Here is a 20822-nt window from a genome sequence, read left to right on the forward strand (position 1 = left end):
GGCTCGCCGTCCACGTCTACGCGCCCACATCGCGGAATCGCGACGGCGCCCGCGTTCTCCTGTTGCTGATGGGCGCGGCATTCCCCAGCATTCCCCGGCATCCTGCGCCTGTGGGCCGATGGCGGTCATGCGGGCGAACTCATCGCCTGGGTCTCCGCCGCAACAAGGAACGAATCGAGGACCGCAGCATGACACGACCCCATTTCGCTCCGCCGGGCCCGCTCGGGTTCGGGGGCGCACCACTCGGCAACATGTTCGACGTCGTCTCGGACGAGACGGCCGAGGCCGCGCTGGTGGCCGCCTGGGAAACGGGCGTTCGTCACTTCGACACGGCGCCCCATTACGGCAATGGTCTTTCCGAGCACCGCTTTGGAAACGTGCTGCGCCGCTATCCCCGCGAGGAGTTCACGCTGTCGACGAAGGTCGGCCGGGTTCTCAGGGCGGACCCCGGCGTCACGGCCAACGGGCCGTTCGTGAGCACCCTGCCGTTCCGCGGCGACTATGACTACACCTACGACGGGACGATGCGCTCGATCGAAGACAGCCATCAGCGGCTGGGCCTTGCTCAGATCGACGTCGTCTACATCCATGATCTCGCCGCCGACCATCACGGCCCCGCCTGGGAAGAGCTGTTCGATGTGGCGATGAACGGCGCGGCCAGGGCGCTGATCCGCCTGCGGAACGAGGGCATCATCAAAGGCTGGGGCATGGGCGTCAACCTCACCGAGCCCTGCGAGCGTGCGCTGGAACGATCGGACCCCGACGTTTTCCTCCTGGCCGGGCGCTACAGCCTGCTCAACCAGCCGGCGCTGGCCCGGCTGTTCCCGATGTGCGCCGGGCGCGGTGTCCACGTCGTCGTCGGAGGGCCTTATAATTCCGGCCTTCTCGCGGGCGGGAAGACCTTCGAATACCAGGAGGCTCCGCCCGAGATGATCGCCAGGCGCGATCGGCTGGCCGCCGTGTGTGCACGCTTCGGCGTGGACCTCCGCTCCGCCGCGCTGCAGTTCTGCACCGCCCATCCCGTCGTCGCCGCGATCATCCCAGGTGCCAAGCATCCCGATAAAGTGCGGGAAAATGCTCGCCTGATGACCGCACAGATCCCGGACCTGCTCTGGCAAGAGCTGCGCGCCGAGGGATTGATCCCCCCTGAAGCGCCAGTTCCAAAGGCGCGGATATGAGCCGCCTTCACCCCTCCATCGCCGTGGGGCGCATTCATCAGTACGACCGCGCCGGCCTCCGGTTCGTGCCGGGCGCGACGGATCCGATAGTTTCACGGGTCGCGGTGGCGTGCGGCATGCGGTTCGTCTTTCCGATCTGGACGGAACCGGCGGTCAGTGCACGAAGTGCAGAGCGAGCACGGACCGGTCGCCACGGGTCAGCGTTCGGGCGCGGTCCGCCATGCGGGTCAGCAGCGCGTTCGACGCCGCGGACAGCAGCGCCTCGAGGTCGTCGTCGTCGCCCTCCAGCGCCGTGTGCGGGTCGATCGCGGCCGCCGCCAGGACCACCGGCTTGCCGGGATGCACGAACTCCAGGTCCAGGTTGAACTCGTCGAAGGTCGCGGTCAACGCGATCTCACCGTCGGCGCGGTCGCTGCCACGCAGGACCTCCACCGCCTCCACCGCGGCGTTGCCGGCCTTCAGGACGACATCGCGGCGCGCCCCCCAGTCCGCGCCGCAGCGCTCCAGGAAGGTGGTGACCTCCCGCACGGAGGTGCCCCCGTGGATGGGCAAGGTCGCCGACCGCGCGATCCCGAGCCGGAACAGCAGGTTGAGCGCGATCGCGACGAGGCTGGCGACGGCCAGCGGCGACGAGACGATCTCGTGCGCCCAAGCCGGCGCCTGCGCCATCAGCGACGGCAGGGCGATGATGGCGATGCCCGCGGCGATCGACAGCCCGACCATGAAGGTGCGGCGGGCGTCGAGCATGCGCGACAGGATCAGCTCCATGCCGGAGGTCACCAGATAGGCGGCGGCGTACAGCGAAATGGCGCCCTTCACGGGCTCGGGAATCATGGTGATGACGGCGATCAGCGGCGGGAAGCACGACCCGACGACCAGCATCGCCCCGGCGGCGACGCCGATCACCCGCGCGGTCGCGCCGGTGGCGCTGCACAGGCCGATGTTGGCGGACGAGGTTCCGGTGCCGAAGCCGCCGATCAGGCCGCCCAGCAGGTTGGTGGCGCCGTTGACCCAAACCGCGCCGCCGACCACGCGCATGTTGCTGCGGCGCCAGCCGGCGTCGTCCATCCGTTCCATCACCACCACGCTGCCCACGGTGTCGAGCGCCGCCAGGATGACCCCCAGGCCGAGCGGCAGAAAGGCGGTCGGCGGGAAATCGAAGCTGGGCAACCGCAGCGGCGGCAGGGCGAACCAGCCGACCGCCGCCCCCGCCCCGCCCGTGTCCAGCGCCCCGGCGGCGAGGCTTGCGGCACCGCCGACCAGCAGGCCGATGATCAGCGCGAACAGGCGCAGCGATCCCCTCGACCAGACCGCCACCGCGACGATGCTGCCCAGTGTCAGCAAGCCGATGACGGACGCGGTCGCGTCGACGGCTCCGGCGCCAGGCGACAGTCCGAGCAGACGGTGCACGCCGCCGCCGACCATGGAAATGCCCAGCATGCAGACCATGACGCCGAGCACTTCCGGCGGGAACAGCGCGCGCAGATGGGAGACCACCCGCGACAGGGCGAGCTGGAGCAGCGACGCCAGCACCAGCGCGCCGCCCGCCGCCGCCGCCCCGGCCGCCTTGGCGATGCCGGCGTAGGAGACGATCATCAGCGGGTCGGGCATGTGAACCAGCAGCAGCCCGGCACCCAGCGGCGGCCGTAGCGTCTGCAGGATCGTGCCGACGCCGTAGACGAGCACGCTGGTGGCGACGAGCGCCCGCGTCCCGGCGGTGTCGAGCCCCATCTCCTGCGCGACGATCAGCACGTAGACCTGGAGCGCCAGGACCAGCGTCACATGCTGGATCGCCAGCACCAGCACCGCCGGCAGCGGCGGACGGTCGTCCACTCCATAGACGAGATTGGTCGGGCGAATGCGGGCGGGGGCCGGCGGCGACGCGGGGAGGCGGAGGGAAAGCCAACGCAGGGGAGAACGCAGGGTGGATGTCCTTCTCGTATGGGTCGTCGACGCCCGGAAGCGTCTCACGGCGCGTCCGGACGGTACGCAGCAGTCATGCACGCGTACAATATCGATGTCGCCATCCGCACCGCCAGCGGAAGCTGGGGGGCGCCGGGTGGGCGCTCGACGGGACAACCTGCATTTGTCGCGGACTCCTGGGGCCGGTTTCCGCTATTAGGGAGGGGAACGGCCGGAAGTTGCGTGGGAAGACCATGGAGATCAGCGAATCGAAGAGTGGCGACGCTGCCGTGCTGAGCATCGCCGGCCGGCTGGACAGCAGCACGGCCCAGCAGCTGGAAAGCCGGCTGACCATGGTGCTGGACGGGCATCCGGCCGTGGTGCTCGACCTTGCCGGACTCGACTACGTCAGCAGCGCCGGGCTTCGTGTCCTGCTGAAAGGCGCCAAGCAGGCCAAGGGCCGGAACGCCGCCCTCCTGCTCGCCGGTCTCCGACCGCACGTGCAGGAGGTGTTCGACATCAGCGGCTTCACGGCGATCTTCGCCATCCACCCCGACCGCAAGGCCGCGGCGGCGGCGCTCGGCGGGGCGTAGCCCAAGGGGTTCCGTTGCAAATAATGGTAGTTGCGGATCGTCTTGAGTCTGAGGCTCAGCGCGCGCCATCGTGTTGCATGGATGGATGGGTGGTCGGGGCCACGCCTCCGTTCCGGTCGCCCGCCATGCCGCACAAGGCCAATACCGCTCGTCGCCATCACATCCCCCGGCCAAAGCGCAAAGTGGTCAGTTGGGCCGAGTACGACATCGCCCTGCGCTAGCGCGGCAGCCTTACCGTGTGGGTCTGTGAATAAGCATGGGATAAGGGCTCTGTTGCAGTTTTGATGGTGCTGGACTGTTGCTGGCTCTGGTTTCACCAGAGGAATCAGCGTCATGGCTCAGTCGCTTCACTGCACGGGGTGTGTGCCGCCCGGCTTCGTGGTCGTCGACACGGCGGACGCCGGCCTCGCCGCTCAGATCACGGTGCGCTCCACCGCCGCGTTCAGTTCCTGCCCGGTGTGCGGCGGACACTCGTTTCAGGTGCATAGAGCATCTCGCCTGAAATCGGAATCGAGGGCTGCGCTTGGTCGTCTCGCGTGATTCACCGTCGTTGGAGGTGGATCATGGGTCGCAGCAATTCGTCGGACCTTCGGGTTCGGATTTATGGTGAGATCGAGCAAGGCGGTTCGCGTCGGGCGGCGGCGCGCCGGTTCGATGTGAGCGCGAGCACGAGCATCCGGCTTGCCCAGCGGATGGCGGCGACGGGCTCGCTGGAACCGGCCCGGCAGGGGCGCCCGCGCGGCGGCGGCAAGCTGGCCCCGCATGCCGACCTTCTGATCGGCTCGCATCGGCGCCTGGATCATCGACGAGCTGTGGAAAGCCGTTGGCTCAATCTGCGACCTCTACACACTCGATGAATACTGGAACCACCTCAAGCACGCAGGGTATGCTCCAGGTTAAACGCATGAAACTCTAAGAACTTTTCCCGCAGAAAGGGGCTGTATGAGCGTGATTATGCCGGTAAACCGCGGTGTTTCATTCCGGCAGCTTGCCGTTACGACCTGCACATTGCTGAACCGACGTGCGCGGGCGGCTGAAGAAGGCCGGGATGCTGCTGTCGATGACTGCGGGAGGAGGGCTCGCGCCGGCAGCGCCTTTGGGGTGACGGCGCGGCCGGCGCGTGGTTGACCGCGTCAGAAAAGGTTCGCGGTGCCGGTGCAACGCGGTGCCGGGGCGTCGGCGGAGGAACCCGGCGGCGGCTGGTCGCCGCCGATGAACATGATGACGAACTCGGCCGGATTGCTCGGCATCGGCAGCGGGTTGGGCTGGCATTGGAAGACCCGCTTCCTGCCGCCGATGCCGCAGCCGCACAGCGTCTCGATGCCGCCAGTGACCGACTCCCCGCAGACGCTGCACCGGTGCACGGCGTTCCGCACCAGGATCCGTCCAATGTTGCAGTGGCGGCAGACGTGCTCCGTCAGCGTCCAGATCGTCCCGGCGGTCATAACGGCAACTCCAGCTGCATGGCCTCTGACAGTGGGGTCAAGGCGACCGGAACGATGGGATGGATCGGGCGGCCGAATGCCATGGGCCGGCGGGCGCGCTTGGCCAGCATGATCATTGCCTCCTGCGATCCGGTGACGCGGTCGAGGGTTTCACGCCGGACGGCACCCTCTTCAACAACCAATATTGTCAAATTGTGCAGCTTCGCCGTCAAGCGCGGTACGCCGCCTTTGGCGTTGCGGCCACGCGCCACCTCCCGGTCGCGGTTGTAGCAGGACACGCAGAGATGCCCGTTGATCAGGCGCGAGGCGGGGCGGAAGCAGCGTGGGCACAAGCACGACAGCGCGTCGGCGGCGACGGCCGTCTGGGGAAGGGGTTTTCCGGCCTTCTCCGCCCCCAGCGCACAGGAACGGCAATGCCAGCGCCCTTCCCAAGGCTCCGGACGCTTCTTGCGCGCGGCCTCCCAACTGGCCGCGCAACCGGACTCGGTCAGCGTTACCGAGCGCCGCTGGCAGCGCATCATCACCAAGCCACCGGCGGCGCCCTGTACCGTTACCCTTGACGCAGTGGACATGTTCGCACCTACCGTTCACGACATGGCGAACACAGTACCTCGGACGGCCACAACCGTCTACACTTTTTGTTGTTAACCCATCGTGGCCGCCGGGACACCGATCCTACCTAGCGTCCGGCTTGCGCTTGCCCAGCACGCCGGCCAGCGTGCCAAACGGGCCCGGCACGCCGCCCTTTTCGTCGCTGCGCCGGTAGACGTAGACGCCGAGCACCGCCAGGGCCGGCAACAGGATCGAGGACATCTGCGACATCGCCGTGATGGTCGCCGCCAGATCGGACGGGTGCATGACCGCCACATACGCGATGATCAGCGTCTGCAGCAGGATCACCAGCGCGATGAGATAGCCGAACGCCGGGCGCATGCGCCGGACGAACGGGTCCTTGCTGTTGGCCTCGTTCTGCATGGTCGCGTTGATGATGCGCAGCCGTTCGACCTCGTCCCGCTCGACGGCGAGCATGGCGCTGGTCGCCAGCTTCTGCACCTGGAGGAGGAGTGCGGGATCAGCCTTCAGCGCGGCCGCGATGCCGTCCGGTTCGCTCTGGCCGGTAAGGGCTTGGGCCGCCGGCACGAAGCGTTCGGCCACTTTGCCCAACTTGTCGTCCGCCATCCCGACCAGATCCGGGATCAGCGGCAACAAGGACAGGAGAAAGGAGAACATGACGGGGTCCTCCTAAGCCATGCCGTGGGCGGGAGGCAATCCCAGCGCCGCAGCGGTGACCGGCCCCACGATTCCGTCGGCCAGCAGGCCGTGGGCATCCTGGAAGCGCATGACGGCCAGTTCCGTGACGCGGCCGAACGCGCCGTCCTCCAGAAGGCCGGCGCCCCGCAGGTTGAGCGTGGCCTGCAGCCTCCTCACCGCCGGTCCCGCCGAGCCCAGGCGGAGCAGGTTACCGGGCGCCGCGTCCCTGCCGACCGCGTCGGCGTAGGCTGCGGCAAGGCGGAGATGATAGCGGTTCCTGGCGTATTGCGGGCCGTTGTAACGACGTGCAAACGTCTCCCAATCGCGGTCGCGCAAGGCGTTCACCAGACGCGCCGCACGGCAGAATTCGGCGAAGGCCTCGAGGTGGTTGCCCTCATCGTCCGCCATGGCGACGACGAACCCCTCGACGCCATCGAAGCCCACCATCCGGTGGTTGCCGCCGAGGATCTGGAAGCGCCCCCAGCTCGCCGCCTTCAGGGCGGCCTCGCGATCCAAGTCCACGGCCTCGGCAAGCCGCAGGTATTCAGCCGCTCCGCCGCGGTAGAGGGCGCGGTTCCAGGTGGGCGCGGAAATGCCGGGGTGCGACGCGTCCCAGCGCCGCCCGGTGGTAGCCGAGAAGAGATGCGCCTCGACCAGGATGCGCGGGCGGCCGGAGCCGTCGGAAAGGAAGCCGCCGACGCCACCGGTCTCGACGGTATCGACAGCGCGGACCACGGCCGGTTCGACGCCGAGGGACTCGGCGACGCGGAGAACGTCGTCGGCACCGATCGGCGTCGCGGCTCCAGAAAACGGGTAGGGCATGCAGGGCCTCGCAGGAATGTTGATCCTGCGATTGAGCCGTCACGACCAGCCGCCGGGAGCCTTCGGGATCGTTGCGGCGTTCCGGTTTAGGCGTATCGGAGGTGAAATTCGGCACCAAGCCGTTAACACTTAATCGCGTTGAACGTTACACAAAAAGGTGTTAGGTTTGATTCTCATGACCATCGTTGGACAACGTCTCCGCGCTGTGCGCGAGAAGGCCAACCTGTCCCAGGCGGAGCTCGCCGGACGGGTTGGCACGAGTCAACAGACCATCGACAAGATTGAGCGGGGCCTGACCAAGCACCCGCGATTCGTGGTCGAGATCGCCGACGCACTGAACGTCAGAGCCGCCTATTTGAAGGGGTTGACGGACGATCCAACCCCCGAACCCATCAGGTCTCGAATCGAGGCGGAACTGAAGCAGGTGCCGGACGATCGCCTGGCCGAGATCCTGCGCGCTGTTCGCGAAGCGAAATCCTGAGCTCTGTCGCCGCAGACCGCAGGGCTGCCCAACACGTGGCCCGGCGGTCGGCGGACACCTGCTCAATTTCCAAAGCGATCAGCTCGAGCGTCCGTTCCCGGTCAGACAGCCCCACTTCCCCACGCATCACGACCCCCGGCTAGCCCCCTATATGGGAACACACTATCGATCTAGGAACAAGATCCTTTTGTAGGATTTTGAATCCGCGTCGCTCTCGTGGTTCGGGCGCTGGGCAATCGCTTAAGATCCGGCTTGTAGGATTCCCTTTCGGTACGGTGTGTGATTCCTAAGGCCCCCCGGTGCGGGAGGTTCCTAGGTTCCGTTGCAAAGTCTGGCGGTGGGCGGGAAGTCGATCGTCTGCCCACGCGCATCAACGGCGCGGTACGGGCACATCCACCGCCCCTTCACCTTGACGTAGGTCTCATCCACCCGCCAGGAGCCTGTGGTCGGTCATCCGCAGATGGTGCGCTTGTCCAGTTCCAGGGCGTAGGCCTGGATCCAGCGGTGGAGCGTGGTGTGATCGACCACCACGCCGCGGTCGGCCAGCATGCGTTCCAGATCGCAGTAGCTGATCGGGAACTGCAGGTACCAGCGCACCGCCCACAGGATCACCTCGGCCGTGAACTGTCGCCCCTTGAACGGGCTCTTCTTGGAGCGCACGACCCCGTCACCCCAGCTTCCAAAAGGGGCTGCCGGCAGGCTTGCCAGCGTCCCTTTAGGATCGGTGTTACAGCCAGTACCTCGGGTAGGAGCGGTCGCGTCGCAGGTTGTTCACCAGCAGCCCGATCAACGTCAGGGTAAGCGCCCCCGCCAGCACCGTCGCCACCAGCGGAGCGCCGTCCGGAGCGAAGCCGGGCGCCAGCAGCGGGATGGCGCCTGCCGGCGCGTGCAGCGTCCGCGTGACCTGCATCAGCGCAATCGCCGTCCCGACCGAGCACGCCACCACCCACGGCGCGCTGCCCAACCACAGCAACGCCAGGACGCTGACCACCGCCGAGACCAGATAGCCGCCGACCACGCTGCGCGGCTGCGCCAGCGGGCTGTCCGACACCGCGAAGATCAGCACGCAGGTCGCCCCCAACGGCGCGATCAGCAGCGGCAGCTTGCTCAGCAGCGACAGGCCGGTGACCGCCCCGATGCCGACGCTGCTGCCGACCCAGGACCAGACGACGTCGCGCAGGGGTGGGCGCGCCGGTGGCCGGTCGGCGCCGCCACCCCGCATCTTGCGTAGGAACACGCCGAACCGCTTCATGGCCGGTCCGCCGGACAGGACTGGAGATTCACAACCAAGTACCGTGCATTATGGCTTTCGAAAAGGCGGCTTCGCCCAGCGCTCAAGCTAGACGTTCGCCTAAATTCACGTCAATATGCCACAAAATACAGCAATACATATGTGGATACCCGTTGTGGCGGACGGGCAACACGGACGAGGAGCGCCCCGTTCCGCAACGTCGACCTCACTGAAGACGGACCCCCCTCCGCCTTTCGCTTCGGACGGGCCGCGAGATATCCGTAATACGGAGGAATACTCCTTTTGGTCGGATGGTCATATATTGTTAAGGGAGTTTGCTTCATAAGGAGTGTGGTTATCGGGTGTGAGCCAGCCTGAACGCGGAGTCTTGTGTCTCATCTTCCGCGGCCGGGCTCCGGCGGGCATTTTCATTTGCACACGATCGCATAAGATCCCGAGGTCCCCCAATGAACAGCAGCTTCGCCAGTCGCTTCCGGGTCGGAACCCGCGTCTATTTCGGTTTCCTGGTGATCCTGGCGCTGCTGGGCGCCATCGTGGCCGTTGGCTACCGCTCGCTCGGCGCTGCCGAGGAAGGGTTCGACCGCTACGCCTCGATCGCCGACAACTCGGCACGTGTCCTCGACATTGCGGTGGACGTCGGGCAGATGCGGCGAAACGTCGTGGTGTATTCGCTGTCCGGTGACCCCGCGGCGGCGCAGCAGGTGCAGGAGGTGCAGAGCAAACTGCGCGCCGCCTTGCGCACTGCGGTCGATGCCACCAGCAACGCCGAGCGCCGCCGCGGTCTGGAGCGCATGACCGCGCTGTTCGAAGCCTACGGCGCCAACTTCGGCAAGCTGGTGGAGGCACGCCACCAGCGCGACCGACTGGTCGAGGAGCGGATGAATCCGCTGGGCACCCGGGCGCGCGAGAACCTGACGAAGATCATCGCCTCGGCCATGGCCGACGGCGACATGGAAGCGGCGGCCCTGGCCGGGCGGGCGCAGGAGAAGCTGTTGCTGCTGCGCATCAGCGGCCAGCGCTTCCTCGCCAACCCCGAGCAGAAGTTCGTCGATGAGGTCAAGGCGCGCAACGCCGAGTTCGAAGCCATCATCAAGCCGCTGTCCGAACGCCTGAAGAACCCCGAACGCAAGCGGCTGGCCCAGGACGCCGACCGCATCTCCGACGACTACGTCGACGCCTTCACGGCCGTCACCAAGGCGTCGCTGGAGATCCAGGGACTCGCCTTCGGCACCATGGCCAAGGAAGGCGCGGAGTTCGCCGAACTGACCGACAAGGTGGTCGATGCGCAGAGCAAGGCGCGCGACGAGATCCTGAAGGACAGCAAGAGCGACATGGCGCAGACGCAGTCGGCCTCCCTGACGCTGGGCGGCGGCGCGGTGGCGCTGGGGCTGCTGCTGGCGTGGCTGGTGGCTCGCTCCATCGTCCGCCCGGTCACCGCGATGACCGGCTCGATGACCGCGCTGGCCGGCGGCGACCTCGCCGTCGCCATCCCGGCGCTCGGCAACCAGGACGAGATCGGCGCCATGGCCAAGGCCGTGCAGGTCTTCAAGGACAACGCCCTCGAGAAGACGCGCATGGACGAGGCCGAGCGCGCGCGGCTGGAGGCCGAACGGGAGGCCGCTGAAGCGCAGCGGCTGCGCGAAAAGGCTATCGGCGAGGAGATCGCCGCGCTCATCGACGGCGTTTCCAAGGGCGACCTGTCGCGGCGACTCGAACTCGCCGGCAAGGATGGCTTCTACAAGACCATGTCGGAGGGCATCAACCGCCTGACCGACACCGTCGAAGGCGTCATCGCCGACCTCGCCGGCGTCATGGGCGCGCTGGCCGAGGGGGATCTGACCCGGCGGGTCGAGCGCGACTACCAGGGCGCTTTCCAGAAGCTGAAGACCGACGTCAACGCCACCTCGGAGAAGCTGGCGGAGATCGTCGGCCAGATCACCACCGCCGCCGACGCCATCGCCAGCGCCGCCGCCGAGGTCTCCACCGGCAGCACCGACCTGGCCGAGCGCACCGAGCAGCAGGCCTCGAGCCTGGAGGAGACGGCGGCGAGCATGGAGGAGCTGGGCGCCACCGTGCGCTCCAACGCCGACAACGCGCAGCGCGCCAACCGCATGGCGCACGACGCCCGGCAGGCGGCGGAGGGCGGCGGCGCCGTTGCCGGCTCGGCCATCCAGGCGATGAAGCGGATCGAGACGGCGTCGCACTCGATCACCGACATCATCGGGGTGATCGACGAGATCGCCTTCCAGACCAACCTGCTGGCCCTCAACGCGGCGGTGGAGGCGGCCCGGGCCGGCGACGCCGGCCGCGGCTTCGCCGTGGTGGCGCAGGAGGTGCGCAACCTCGCCCAGCGTTCCGCCCAGGCGTCGAAGGAAATCAAGTCGCTGATCCTCGACAGCGACGGGCAGGTCAAGGACGGTGTCGAGCTGGTGGCCAAAGCCGGCGACGCGCTCGGCGGCATCGTCAAGGGCGTGCACGAGGTGGCGGCGCTGATCTCCGAGATGGCCTCGGCGTCGAGTGAGCAGGCCACCGCGCTGGACGAGATCAACGCCACCGTCGCCTCGATGGACGAGATGACGCAGAAGAACGCCGCGCTGGTCGAGGAGACCACCGCCGCCGCCCAGGCGATGGCCGGGCAAGCCTCCGACCTCAAGGGGCTGGTCGGCTTCTTCAAGCTCGATCGCCGCACCATGGCCGCCGCCCCGCCGCCGGCCCACCGGGCACCGCCGCTCGCCGCCAAGCCGGCCTCGGCGAAGCCGGCGGCGAAACGGCCGCAGCCGCACCAGACGGCCAAGCCGGCGGCGCACGCGTCCACGGCGAAGGCGGTGCTCAAGCACGCCGCCGTCGCGGAGGACGAGGAATGGAAGGAGTTCTGAGCCTCGGCGTCTTCGGGTTGCCGCGCCGCCGGTTGGAGGCGGTGCGGACCGGAGCGTTCGAACTCCTCGACATGTCGCCCGACGAGGCGGCGGCGGTCCCCGTCGCCGCCTTTCTGCTCGGATGGGACGGGCAGGCGCCGGCCGCGGCGCGGCGGGTGCGCGGCGCCGGCTACGACGGGCCGCTGATCGCGGCTCTGGACGGGCGCGACGTCGACGCCATTGCCGCCGCCCTGGCGCACGGCTGCGACGACGCCCAGGCCTTCCCACTGCATCCGCGCGAGTTGGCGGCGCGCATTGCCGCCATCCGCCGCCGCGCGGCGCCTCCGCTGCGCACGCGGGTGTGCTGCGGCCGGCTGGAGATCGGCCGCGACGGCAGCGACCCGCTGGTCGACGGCAAGCCGCTGAAGGTCAGCCCGAACTGCGCCAAGGTGCTGGGCATCGTCGCCGCCGCGCGCCACCCGGTGCCGCTGCCGCGCATCGCCTTGGCGCTCTATGGCGATGACCCGCCGCCGTCGAAGACGGTCAACACGTACCTGTGCATGCTGCGCTCGATCATGGCCGCAGCCACCGGCGAGGACGGCTGGCTCGCCCTGCACGATGGCGGCTACGTGCTGCACCGGCCGGTGGGATGACTTTGGCCCCTCCCCTGCGAGGGGGAGGGGCTTACGGGAACGTCACGCCGACTTCCGCTCCACCAGCAACCGGTCGCGCGGGAAGGCGACGGTCACCGTGGTGCCGGTGCCCGGGGTGCTGGCGATGCTCAGCGTGCCGCCCATCAGCCGGGTGAACTCCCGGGCCAGCGGCAGGCCCAGGCCGGCGCCGTCGTGCTTGCGCGTCTGGCTGTTGTCGATCTGCCCGAAGGGGCGCAGCACGGTCTCCAGGTGCTCGGGCGCGATGCCGACGCCGGTGTCCTGCACCGACACAGCCAACCCCGTGGAGTCGGCCATGGCGCGCAACGTCACCCGGCCTCCCTCCGGCGTGAACTTCACAGCGTTCGACAGCAGGTTCAACACCACCTGCCGCAGCCGCCGGGTGTCGGCGGTCAGCCAAGGCAGCCCGATGGGGATCGCGGTATCGAGGGTCAACGCACCACTCCCCGGCAGTTCACGGGCGAGCTGGACGCTCTCCTCCAGCACGGCGGCCACATCGACCGGCTCCGCCACCACCTTGAACTCGCCGGCCTCTACCCTCGACAGGTCGAGGATGTCGTTGATGAGGTTCAGCAGATGCGTGCCGCTCGTGCGGATGCGGCTGGCGCTGTCGCGGTAAGGATCGCTGAGCGGGCCGAGCAGCTGCTGTTCCATGATCTCGGCGAACCCAAGGACGGCGTGCAGCGGGGTGCGCAGCTCATGGCTCATCTGCGCCAGGAACATCGATTTGGTGCGGTTGGCCTCCTCGGCCACACGGCGGGCGGCATCGGCCTCGACCAGGGCGCGCTGCAGTTCGACGTGACGCGCCAGCGCGGCGGCCAAGGCGCCAATCTCGTCGGTCCCCGCCGGGCCGGCGTGCCCGACCGGGGCGAGGCGCACCGTCAGGTCCTGGATCGGGCGAACGATAATCCGCCGCAGCGCCACCCACAGCAGGAACAGGATCAGCACCGCCGACAACACCAGCGACAGCGCCGCCACCAGCAACGTCCGGCTGCCCAGCAGTTCGATGCTGCGCGGCATCTCGGCGTGGAAGGTCAGGAGCGGGCTCCGGTCGACGTCGCGCAGCACCGACGCCGCGATGATGGTGTCGCCGGTCCTCGTCAGCGCCATATCCTCGGCTGGCGCTCCGGCCGGCAACGGCGCGCCGAACGCGATCGGCAGCCGGACCCGGCGGCGCAGCGATTCCGCGACCTCGTCGTCGACGGCGCGCGCGAACACCAGGACGCCGTTGGCCGGGGCGCCGCGGTCGCTGGGCTGGATACCGCGGGCGGCGGCCATGAACAGCCGGCCGTCCGCCAGCACCAGCCCGCTTGCCTCCCCCGCCCCCCAGGCCCGCTCGATGAGCGGGCGCGCCGCTGTGGCAAAGGTCCCGACGCCGTCCAGCGCGGCGGTATCGACGGTGCCCTCCGCGCGGTCGAAGCTGGTGGTGAGAACGGGCCGGCGCGCTGTGTCCTCGGCATACAGCAGGTTGACCGACAGGTTCGCCAGAGCCGTCGCGGTGAGGTTGTCCTGTACGAAGGCGGGCTTGCGGCCGCCGACGAACAGGTAGGTGTCGTCCCAGGCCGCCCAGTCCGTCACGGTGCGCGCCAGTGTCGCCACGTCCTCGTCCAGCACGGAGTGCACGCGCGCGATGTTGCGCTCCGCCTCGTCCTCCTCCAACGCCAGATAACTGGGGTAGATCGCGTACCACAGCACGGCGGCGTTCGTGAAAGTGATCAAGGCCACGGCGAGCAGCATGGCCAACGTGACTTTCATCTGCAGACGCATGCGTTCTCCGTCCGGCTATGACCGGCCGCCTATCACAAAAGTTGCGCGCTTCAGCGTTATTGTAAACCATCTTTTACTTATGTGCCTAGGCAATGCCGGCTTCACCCTAAAAATAGCAGACCTTGTCGGAAGCTCGCGCGATGGCGCTTGACATTCCGAAAGTGTGGACGGACCGCGCGATAGATTTAATTTGACTCTTCTTTTCAGCGATTCCACCATGAAGAATTGTCGTGCCACCGCAGGGCACAGGTGCCGCCATGATGATCGCCGCCACGAGCTACGCGCCCGCGACCACCCACGCCACCGAGGCCAGCAAGCGTTCGGACAGCCCGGCCGCGTCCGCCGCCAGTGTGCCCGCCCCCGCTCCGCAGGCCGAGGTCCAAAAGCCCCCCGTCGTGGTGTTCAACCCGCGCAGCCGCTTTGATTCGGAGGCCGGCGTCTTCGTCATGGAATTCCGCAGCGCCCGCACCGGCGAGATCGAGCGCCGCTTCCCCGACGAGCAGCAGCTGAAGGCCTACCGCCAAGCCGCCGTCGGCAAAAGCAATGGCCCCCAGCCCGCAACCGTCGTCGTCTGATACCAAAGGCGCTTGATGGCTTCCATCAAGCGCCTTTGGTTCAAACCCGGCAGCACATTGCACAGCAATGTGCGAGAGGGGCATACGGCCGGCCGCTCATGGAAGCGTCCATGTGCCGGCCGTATGACCGCCGGAAGACCTGTCGAAGACCTCCAGTTTTGCTAGAGTGGCGCCTTTACCCTTAGGTAAGGTGCCGCATGCCGTCTTCCGGAAGCCTCCTGGCCAGCGTCCCGCTGTTCGCCGGCCTGACCGCAGCGGAGCACGACGCCATCGCTGCGCACGGTTCGGTGCACGAGGTGCCCGCCGGCACCCTGCTGATCCGCGAAGGCGACCGCGCGGACGCCATGTTCGCGCTGCTCGAGGGCACCGCGCGGGTGTCGCGCGCCGAGCAGGGGGGGACCGACGTGGCCATCGCCACGCTTGCGGCCGGCGACTGCTTCGGCGAGATGGGGCTGCTGGACGGCGAGCAACGCTCGGCGACCATCGTCGCCGCCACGGCGTGCCGCTACTTCACCATGCAGCACGACGCCTTCTGGGCGCTGATCGCCCCCTCCCCCGCCCTGCTGCGCAAGCTGCTGGCCGAGTTGAGCGCCAAGATGCGCGACACCTCGCGTCGGCTGGCGCGGGCTGAGCTGGAGGCGCGCGTGCGTGCGGCGGAGGCGGACCTGCGCCGCCAGCGCACCATCACCCAGGCGGTCACCGGGTTGGCGCACGAGATGAACACGCCGCTTGGCATCTGCGTGTCGATGGCGAGCGCTGTGCAGGGCTGGCTGGCCAAGGCGCCGGCCCCCACGGCGGCCGAGCTGCGCGAGCCGGTGGAACTGATCGCCGACAACCTCGCCCGCGTGGTGGAGCTGACCCAGACCTTTCACGCGCTCGCCGCCGACCACCACGCCGAGGCCATGACGTCCACCGACCTGCGCGCGGCGGTCGAGGAGGGCTGCTGGCTGTTCACGGCGCAACGTCCGGAACAGGCCCTGAGCGTGACCGTCGCCGGCGAGCCGTCGCCCTGGCGCGGCCACCGCGCAGCACTGCACCGGGTGCTGGCCGAGCTGCTGGCCAACGCCGCCGCGCACGCCTACCCGCCCGGCGGCGGGCCGGTGGAACTGGCGCTTGAGCCGGACCGGCTGGACGGCCGCCCGGCCTACCGCCTCACCGTGCGTGACCGCGGCGCCGGCGTGGCGGCGGGCGACCTGCCGCGGCTCACCGACCCGTTCTTCACCACCGCGCGCGGGCGCGGCCACAAGGGCCTCGGGCTGACCATCGCCTACAACGCGGCGACCGGGCCGCTCGCCGGCTCCTTCACCGTGGAGTCCGGGCCGGACGGCGGCACCACCGTGACGCTCGTCATCCCGCAACGGCCGTCCACCAGCGCTCCAGCGCCGGAATGATCGCGTCCGTTGGCTGGTAACCGCGGGTGACCGGGGCGTAGGGCGCGCCGCCCCCTTCGCCGGCCAGCAGCGTCGGGAAGCCGGTGATCCCCGCCTGATGACTGATGCCGTAGTCGCGCCACGTCTCCTGCTTTGCCTCCTCCGATTCGAAGGCGGCGAGGAAACCGTCGCGGTCGACGCCGTGCGCCGCGGCGAGGTCGGCCAGCACGGCGGTATCGGTGACGTCACGATTCTCCGCATAGAACGCGGTCTGCACCGCGCGCAGCATGTCCAGTGCTGGCCCATGTCCGCTCCGGCGGACGATCACGACGGCGCGGGCCGCGGGGTCGGTGTCGTAGACGAAGCCCTCGCGGTCGAAGAACGCCCAGTCGAAGGGCTGGCCGGTGGCCTCGTGCACGTGTTCCCAATGGGTGCGGATGGTCCGCTTGGCGGAGGCGTCCATCGGCTTGGTGGTCTGCGGGCGCAGGCCGCCCATCATCGGGCGGATCGGCAACGACTCGCCGAAACGGGCGCGGATCGCCGAAACGACAGGCGAGAAGCCCCAGCACCACGAGCACATGGGATCGGCAACGTAGACGAGGTGCGGACCGGTCATCGCAAGGCCTCAGGTAAGGATGGGGATGATATGGCGTGGGAGGTGCCGATGGCCATCCTTACCGCTTGGGGGAAATGCCTATCCTTACCGCCTGGGGGCGCTGCAGCCGTTGCGGGATGGGCATCCTTACGGCTTGGGGGTGGATGAATCCTTACCGCCTGGGGGCGATTCGGGCGGGGTGATTCGCCGTGGCCGGGTTTCCTTACCGTTTGGGGGCAGTGTGGGCGCCTTGACGCCCCCAAGCGGTAAGGATCGGGGGTCGGAAAGGTGCCTGTACGGCCCTCATCCCAGCCCTCCCCCACTTCGCGGGGGAGGGAGGTTAGGAGGCGAGACCGGTGCCGACGCTTTGCAGCCCCCAAGCGGTAAGGATAACGCGTTCGTCGAGTCGCCGAACGACTCACCAAAGTCCGAAAGACTCTCTCAAAAACCCCGGTTTTGAGTCTGTTCCAGCTTTAAAAGGATTCATCCTCCGCAAAACCGCGGGAGTCCAACGAGTCGCAGCGAATCTTCCTTACACGCCGGGGGCGGTTCGCTTACCGGACGGGGGCGGAATCCCCACGCCCCAGGGCGTAAGGCCGAGCCCCCAGGAGGTAAGGACGCGCAGCCCCGTGGCACCAAACCCTTTCCTTACTTGTTTTCGGTGTAAGGATTGATTTAGCCTCGCACGAACGAGGCGGAGGGTGGCTGATGCCGGGTGGGCGGCGCAAGAAGGCTTCAGAGGTCACGGATGGCGAGTCCTCCGGCAACATCGTCGTGCTTGCCCCCGACGAGGTGCGCGAGGTGTCGATCATCGACGCCGCGCCGGATGGCGTCGCCCCGCCATCGCTGCCGGCGACGTCGGGGGAGGCGGCGCTCGGCCTCACCGCGCGGGTCGCCAGCGCCACCTTCGAGCGCGAGGGCTACAAGCACCTCATCAAGGCGGCGGAGGCGGTCTACAGCTACCCGGCGAACGGCGCGCGGCTGTCGCTGCCGGCGCAGAAGATGCTGAACTTCATGATCCACCTGGCCGGCAGCCAGAACTTCGCCAACAAGCTCTACCGGCTGCCGAAGCGCGTGGTGCGCGGCAACCACAAGGGCAACGAGCGAATCTTCGACGCGCTGAAAGAGATCTTCGATTCCAGCCTGGTGGTGATCGGTCCGTTCCGTGGCCGGCGGTCGCGGGCAGAGTTGCGCATCCTCTCCAGCTACGTCCGACCGGAGGAGGAGGAGGACAGCGACGCCGCCGACATCCATTTCCAGTTCACCGACGCCTTTCTGGAGATCCAGCGCACCTCGCAACTGTGGGCCAAGCTGTCCGGCCCGGCCATGGTGAAGGTGACCAGCACCTACGCGCTGAAGCTCTATGAGATCGGCATGCAGCGCTACCAGATGGACTACCCGGCGCTGGAACTGGACATCGACACGCTGCGCAAGCTGTTGAACGTGCCGGAGGGGGCGTACAAGGATTTCGGCATCCTGCGCACCCGCACCATCGACCGGGCCATCGCCGAGGTGAACCAGCTCGCCCCCTTCCGTGTCGCCATGCCGGAGGAGCGCATGAAGCGCCGTGGCCGCAAGGTGGAGGCGGTGACGCTGGAGTTCGCCCCCAAGGACGAAGACGAGGCGGCCGAGACCTTCCTGGAGCGCGAACGCCACAGCGCCGGCCGCCGCGCGCGCCGCTCCGGCAAGGTGGAGCACCTCGCCCCCGCCGCGGACGCCCCCGACCCCGGCCCTGGCCCGCTGCCGGACGCGGACGACGTGAACGCGCTGTGGGCGGCGGCGCTGCACGCGCTGAAGGGCAAGGTGCCGGCCCCGCTGCTGGCGGCGCTGGAGCCCGTCCGCGTCGAGGACGCGCCGCAGGGCGTGCGGCGGCTGGTGCTGCGGGCGGGCAGCGCCGCGGTGGCCGACACCGCGAGTCGCACCCACTGGCCGACCTTCAAGTCGGCGCTGGGGTCGCTGACCAACGGGCTGATCGGCGACGTGACGTTCGAAGGCAAGTAAGGATACGGCGCGACGGTAGGAGTCGGTAGACGGTACCCACCCTTCCACCGCATTCTCTTGACGGGAGTAGGCCCTACCTGTACTCCAATAGGGGTTAGGGTGGCCGCCATCGGGAAAGAGAGGGACCGTGCTCGGCGACAACATGCGCGCTTTCCGCGAGAGCCTTGGGCAGAACCAGAGCGAGTTCGCCGCCTGGCTCAACGAACGCCTGCGGCGCAAGTACGACAAGCAGAAGATCAGCGCCTGGGAACGTGGCGCGGAGCGCATCCCGCAGGCGGTGTCGGCGCTGCTGGTCAAAGACATCGCGGCGTCCACCGGCGTGAGCGGCCCGGCCTTCATCGTCACGGTCGCCAACCAGAAGGGCGGCGTGGGCAAGACCACCAGCGCGGTCAACCTCGCCAGCCTGCTGGCCAAGGCCGGCTACCGCACGCTGCTGGTCGACGCCGACCCGCAGGCCAACGCGTCCGTCCACCTGGGCATCCCGGTCAAGCATCTGGAGGCCGAGAAGCGGACGCTCTACTACGCGTTGCGCGACGAATGCGCGCTCGACGACGTGCTGGTGCAGGTCGACCATTCCGGCCTGTACGTCGCCCCCTCCAGCATCACGCTGTCGGAGATGGAGGTCGAACTGGCCTCGGAGATGGGGGCCGACCACGTGCTGAAGGGCTGCCTGGACAGCGTGGCGAAGACCTTCGATTTCATCGTGATCGACACCCCGCCGAACCTCGGCCGGCTGACGGTCAACGCGCTGGCCGCCGCGCACAGCGTGCTGATCCCCTGTCAGACCGAGACGCTGGCGATGCTCGGCATCGAGTTGCTGATGCGCAGCGTCACCAAGGCGCAGCGCCGCATCAACCACGGCCTGCGCGTGCTGGGCATCCTGCCGACCATGTACGACAAGCGCCTGACCCAGGACCGCGAGACGCTGGCGGAGATGCACCAGACCTACGCCGGTGCCATGCGCATCTTCCCGCCGCTGCCCTCGGCCACGCTGTACCCGCAGTCGGTGAAGGGCGGACGGGCGCTGCTGGAGGCGATGCCCGACGCTCCCGGCGCCGACGTCTATCAGGCGGTCTACGACACGACGGTCGCCGAACGCCGCAAGCTGCTGGAGGCCAAGCATGTCGCGTAGCCCGTTCAAGAAAGCCGTGAATCCGGCGCTGTCCCAGGTGGTGGAGCGCGACGCGCTGTTCGGCCTGTCCGACAACTTCCCCAAGCTGGTCGAGGTCGATGTCGACCGCATCGACCCCAACCCCGACCAGCCGCGCAAGGTGTTCGACGAGGACGCGTTGCAGGAGTTGGCGGACTCCATCCGCCGCCTCGGCCTCAAGCAGCCGATCGGGCTGCGTGAGGCCGAGGGCGGGCGATACACCCTGGTGTTCGGCGCGCGCCGGCTGGAGGCGGTGCGGCTGCTGGGCAGCGACACGGTGTTCGGCATTCTGACCACCGGCGATCCGGCCGAGATCGCGCTGATCGAGAACATCCAGCGCGTCGACCTCACCCCCTTCGAGGAGGCCGACGGCTACGCCCGCCTGATCGACCGCCACAACTACACGCACGAGGCGTTGGCCAGCGTTGTTCACAAGAGCCGGCCGATGGTCACCAAGTACCTCGGCCTGCGCAGCCTGCCGGAGGCGATCCGCGACGCTTATGCCGACACGCGCCCACCGCTGCGCGTGCTGTTCCAGATCGCCGCCCTGCCGGACGAGCAGCGGGTGCCGGCCTGGAACTCCTACGCCGACGCCCTGAAGGCGCGCCTCGCCTCGTCCGCGCGCCCGGCCGAGGCGGAGCCGCGCGAGCGACCGGACCGTCAGGATGAGCCGGCGGTGGCGCTGAGCGCCTTCCCGTTGCGGGTGGCGCGGGCGGTCAACCGTGTGCGCGTCTCGCTCGACGCCTTTCGTCAGAAGCCCACCCCGCTGTACGCCGCCGACCGCGAAGCGTTGCGCGAGATCCGCCGGCACATCGACGAGATCCTCGGGGAATGAGTGTTCACGCGTGAACATGTCGACGGTTCACGCGTGTGATCTCCTATGGCGTTAGCTCCATTGGTCAAGTTCCTCGCTG

19 protein-coding genes and 1 pseudogene are annotated in these 20822 nt (G+C 68.3%); 11 read left to right on the top strand and 9 right to left on the bottom strand.

Annotation, left to right across the window (positions count from 1 at the left end):
* Window positions 1–188: 188 nt before the first annotated feature.
* On the top strand, window positions 189–1178 hold the full coding sequence (locus ACRWK7_RS01150) for an aldo/keto reductase (protein ID WP_431854324.1): 990 nt from the start codon (window positions 189–191) through the stop codon (window positions 1176–1178).
* Window positions 1179–1331: 153 nt separating this feature from the next.
* On the opposite strand, the gene ACRWK7_RS01155 is transcribed toward ACRWK7_RS01150, so the two are convergent.
* Entirely contained in the window at window positions 1332–3011 is a 1680-nt protein-coding gene (locus ACRWK7_RS01155) for a solute carrier family 23 protein (protein WP_431854325.1), read from the bottom strand.
* A 323-nt stretch (window positions 3012–3334) separates the two neighbouring features.
* Between ACRWK7_RS01155 and ACRWK7_RS01160 the strand changes: the two genes are divergently transcribed.
* Both ACRWK7_RS01160 and ACRWK7_RS01165 read left to right on the top strand, forming a co-directional pair.
* Complete coding sequence (locus ACRWK7_RS01160) at window positions 3335–3673, top strand: STAS domain-containing protein (protein ID WP_431854326.1); 339 nt, start codon at window positions 3335–3337, stop codon at window positions 3671–3673.
* A 563-nt stretch (window positions 3674–4236) separates the two neighbouring features.
* Entirely contained in the window at window positions 4237–4530 is a 294-nt protein-coding gene (locus ACRWK7_RS01165; RefSeq protein ID WP_431854327.1) for a hypothetical protein, read from the top strand.
* 276 nt (window positions 4531–4806) lie between these two features.
* Here ACRWK7_RS01165 and ACRWK7_RS01170 read toward each other — a convergent pair whose 3' ends face one another.
* The 4 genes from ACRWK7_RS01170 to ACRWK7_RS01185 all read right to left on the bottom strand — a co-directional run bounded on the left by ACRWK7_RS01170 (window position 4807) and on the right by ACRWK7_RS01185 (window position 7191).
* A complete protein-coding gene (locus ACRWK7_RS01170; protein ID WP_431854328.1) occupies window positions 4807–5118 on the bottom strand; it encodes a hypothetical protein in 312 nt (103 codons plus the stop codon).
* On the bottom strand, window positions 5115–5639 hold the full coding sequence (locus tag ACRWK7_RS01175; protein WP_431854329.1) for a hypothetical protein: 525 nt from the start codon (window positions 5637–5639) through the stop codon (window positions 5115–5117). Before ACRWK7_RS01175 ends, ACRWK7_RS01170 begins: the two co-directional genes overlap by 4 nt.
* A 154-nt stretch (window positions 5640–5793) precedes the next feature.
* The gene (locus ACRWK7_RS01180; protein WP_431854330.1) at window positions 5794–6348 is read right to left on the bottom strand and encodes a 3TM-type holin; all 555 of its coding nucleotides are present in this window, start codon (window positions 6346–6348) and stop codon (window positions 5794–5796) included.
* A 12-nt stretch (window positions 6349–6360) separates the two neighbouring features.
* The gene (locus tag ACRWK7_RS01185) at window positions 6361–7191 is read right to left on the bottom strand and encodes an N-acetylmuramidase domain-containing protein (RefSeq protein ID WP_431854331.1); all 831 of its coding nucleotides are present in this window, start codon (window positions 7189–7191) and stop codon (window positions 6361–6363) included.
* A gap of 175 nt (window positions 7192–7366) precedes the next feature.
* On the opposite strand from ACRWK7_RS01185, the gene ACRWK7_RS01190 reads away from it, so the two are divergent.
* Window positions 7367–7672: a helix-turn-helix domain-containing protein gene (locus tag ACRWK7_RS01190; protein ID WP_431854332.1), complete on the top strand. Its 306-nt coding sequence runs from the start codon at window positions 7367–7369 to the stop codon at window positions 7670–7672.
* A gap of 345 nt (window positions 7673–8017) precedes the next feature.
* On the opposite strand, the pseudogene ACRWK7_RS01195 reads toward ACRWK7_RS01190, so the two are convergent.
* Together ACRWK7_RS01195 and ACRWK7_RS01200 are read right to left on the bottom strand one after the other, a co-directional pair.
* Window positions 8018–8332 (bottom strand): annotated as a pseudogene (locus tag ACRWK7_RS01195) (IS6 family transposase); the annotation flags it as partial.
* Window positions 8333–8399: 67 nt separating this feature from the next.
* A complete protein-coding gene (locus ACRWK7_RS01200; protein ID WP_431854333.1) occupies window positions 8400–8924 on the bottom strand; it encodes an HPP family protein in 525 nt (174 codons plus the stop codon).
* A 446-nt stretch (window positions 8925–9370) separates the two neighbouring features.
* Here ACRWK7_RS01200 and ACRWK7_RS01205 point away from each other — a divergent pair, with 446 nt between their 5' ends.
* Window positions 9371–11800, top strand: coding sequence for a methyl-accepting chemotaxis protein (locus ACRWK7_RS01205; RefSeq protein WP_431854334.1), 2430 nt, complete (start codon window positions 9371–9373; stop codon window positions 11798–11800).
* Window positions 11785–12432, top strand: coding sequence for a hypothetical protein (locus ACRWK7_RS01210; protein WP_431854335.1), 648 nt, complete (start codon window positions 11785–11787; stop codon window positions 12430–12432). The genes ACRWK7_RS01205 and ACRWK7_RS01210 overlap by 16 nt, the downstream gene beginning before the upstream one ends.
* Window positions 12433–12474: 42 nt before the next feature.
* On the opposite strand, the gene ACRWK7_RS01215 is transcribed toward ACRWK7_RS01210, so the two are convergent.
* Window positions 12475–14217 carry a sensor histidine kinase gene (locus ACRWK7_RS01215; RefSeq protein ID WP_431854336.1) on the bottom strand — a complete coding sequence of 581 codons (1743 nt, stop codon included), beginning with the start codon at window positions 14215–14217 and terminating at the stop codon, window positions 12475–12477.
* Between the two features lie 257 nt (window positions 14218–14474).
* Between ACRWK7_RS01215 and ACRWK7_RS01220 the strand changes: the two genes are divergently transcribed.
* Both ACRWK7_RS01220 and ACRWK7_RS01225 read left to right on the top strand, forming a co-directional pair.
* Window positions 14475–14792: a hypothetical protein gene (locus ACRWK7_RS01220; protein WP_431854337.1), complete on the top strand. Its 318-nt coding sequence runs from the start codon at window positions 14475–14477 to the stop codon at window positions 14790–14792.
* Between the two features lie 197 nt (window positions 14793–14989).
* Window positions 14990–16183: a cyclic nucleotide-binding domain-containing protein gene (locus ACRWK7_RS01225; protein ID WP_431854338.1), complete on the top strand. Its 1194-nt coding sequence runs from the start codon at window positions 14990–14992 to the stop codon at window positions 16181–16183.
* Here ACRWK7_RS01225 and ACRWK7_RS01230 read toward each other — a convergent pair.
* Complete coding sequence (locus ACRWK7_RS01230; protein ID WP_431854339.1) at window positions 16140–16778, bottom strand: DsbA family protein; 639 nt, start codon at window positions 16776–16778, stop codon at window positions 16140–16142. The genes ACRWK7_RS01225 and ACRWK7_RS01230 overlap by 44 nt on opposite strands.
* Before the next feature lie 687 nt (window positions 16779–17465).
* On the opposite strand from ACRWK7_RS01230, the gene ACRWK7_RS01235 reads away from it, so the two are divergent.
* The 3 genes from ACRWK7_RS01235 (at window position 17466) to ACRWK7_RS01245 (ending at window position 20743) form a co-directional block, all read left to right on the top strand.
* Window positions 17466–18758 carry a replication initiation protein gene (locus tag ACRWK7_RS01235; RefSeq protein WP_431854340.1) on the top strand — a complete coding sequence of 431 codons (1293 nt, stop codon included), beginning with the start codon at window positions 17466–17468 and terminating at the stop codon, window positions 18756–18758.
* Window positions 18759–18885: 127 nt separating this feature from the next.
* On the top strand, window positions 18886–19890 hold the full coding sequence (locus tag ACRWK7_RS01240; protein WP_431854341.1) for an AAA family ATPase: 1005 nt from the start codon (window positions 18886–18888) through the stop codon (window positions 19888–19890).
* Entirely contained in the window at window positions 19880–20743 is an 864-nt protein-coding gene (locus ACRWK7_RS01245; RefSeq protein ID WP_431854342.1) for a ParB/RepB/Spo0J family partition protein, read from the top strand. The genes ACRWK7_RS01240 and ACRWK7_RS01245 overlap by 11 nt, the downstream gene beginning before the upstream one ends.
* The last annotated feature ends 79 nt before the right edge of the window (window positions 20744–20822 follow it).

It is taken from the genome of Azospirillum sp., from assembly GCF_050789165.1.

Excerpts from the sequence above, each read along its gene's own strand:
- ACRWK7_RS01150 (WP_431854324.1), top strand. The coding sequence starts at position 189 with ATGACACGACCCCATTTCGCTCCGCCGGGCCCGCTCGGGTTCGGGGGC.
- ACRWK7_RS01160 (WP_431854326.1), top strand. The coding sequence starts at position 3,335 with ATGGAGATCAGCGAATCGAAGAGTGGCGACGCTGCCGTGCTGAGCATC.
- ACRWK7_RS01165 (WP_431854327.1), top strand. The coding sequence starts at position 4,237 with ATGGGTCGCAGCAATTCGTCGGACCTTCGGGTTCGGATTTATGGTGAG.
- ACRWK7_RS01170 (WP_431854328.1), bottom strand. The coding sequence starts at position 5,118 with ATGACCGCCGGGACGATCTGGACGCTGACGGAGCACGTCTGCCGCCAC.
- ACRWK7_RS01175 (WP_431854329.1), bottom strand. The coding sequence starts at position 5,639 with ATGATGCGCTGCCAGCGGCGCTCGGTAACGCTGACCGAGTCCGGTTGC.
- ACRWK7_RS01180 (WP_431854330.1), bottom strand. The coding sequence starts at position 6,348 with ATGTTCTCCTTTCTCCTGTCCTTGTTGCCGCTGATCCCGGATCTGGTC.
- ACRWK7_RS01185 (WP_431854331.1), bottom strand. The coding sequence starts at position 7,191 with ATGCCCTACCCGTTTTCTGGAGCCGCGACGCCGATCGGTGCCGACGAC.
- ACRWK7_RS01190 (WP_431854332.1), top strand. The coding sequence starts at position 7,367 with ATGACCATCGTTGGACAACGTCTCCGCGCTGTGCGCGAGAAGGCCAAC.
- ACRWK7_RS01200 (WP_431854333.1), bottom strand. The coding sequence starts at position 8,924 with ATGAAGCGGTTCGGCGTGTTCCTACGCAAGATGCGGGGTGGCGGCGCC.
- ACRWK7_RS01205 (WP_431854334.1), top strand. The coding sequence starts at position 9,371 with ATGAACAGCAGCTTCGCCAGTCGCTTCCGGGTCGGAACCCGCGTCTAT.
- ACRWK7_RS01210 (WP_431854335.1), top strand. The coding sequence starts at position 11,785 with ATGGAAGGAGTTCTGAGCCTCGGCGTCTTCGGGTTGCCGCGCCGCCGG.
- ACRWK7_RS01215 (WP_431854336.1), bottom strand. The coding sequence starts at position 14,217 with ATGCGTCTGCAGATGAAAGTCACGTTGGCCATGCTGCTCGCCGTGGCC.
- ACRWK7_RS01220 (WP_431854337.1), top strand. The coding sequence starts at position 14,475 with ATGATGATCGCCGCCACGAGCTACGCGCCCGCGACCACCCACGCCACC.
- ACRWK7_RS01225 (WP_431854338.1), top strand. The coding sequence starts at position 14,990 with ATGCCGTCTTCCGGAAGCCTCCTGGCCAGCGTCCCGCTGTTCGCCGGC.
- ACRWK7_RS01230 (WP_431854339.1), bottom strand. The coding sequence starts at position 16,778 with ATGACCGGTCCGCACCTCGTCTACGTTGCCGATCCCATGTGCTCGTGG.
- ACRWK7_RS01235 (WP_431854340.1), top strand. The coding sequence starts at position 17,466 with ATGCCGGGTGGGCGGCGCAAGAAGGCTTCAGAGGTCACGGATGGCGAG.
- ACRWK7_RS01245 (WP_431854342.1), top strand. The coding sequence starts at position 19,880 with ATGTCGCGTAGCCCGTTCAAGAAAGCCGTGAATCCGGCGCTGTCCCAG.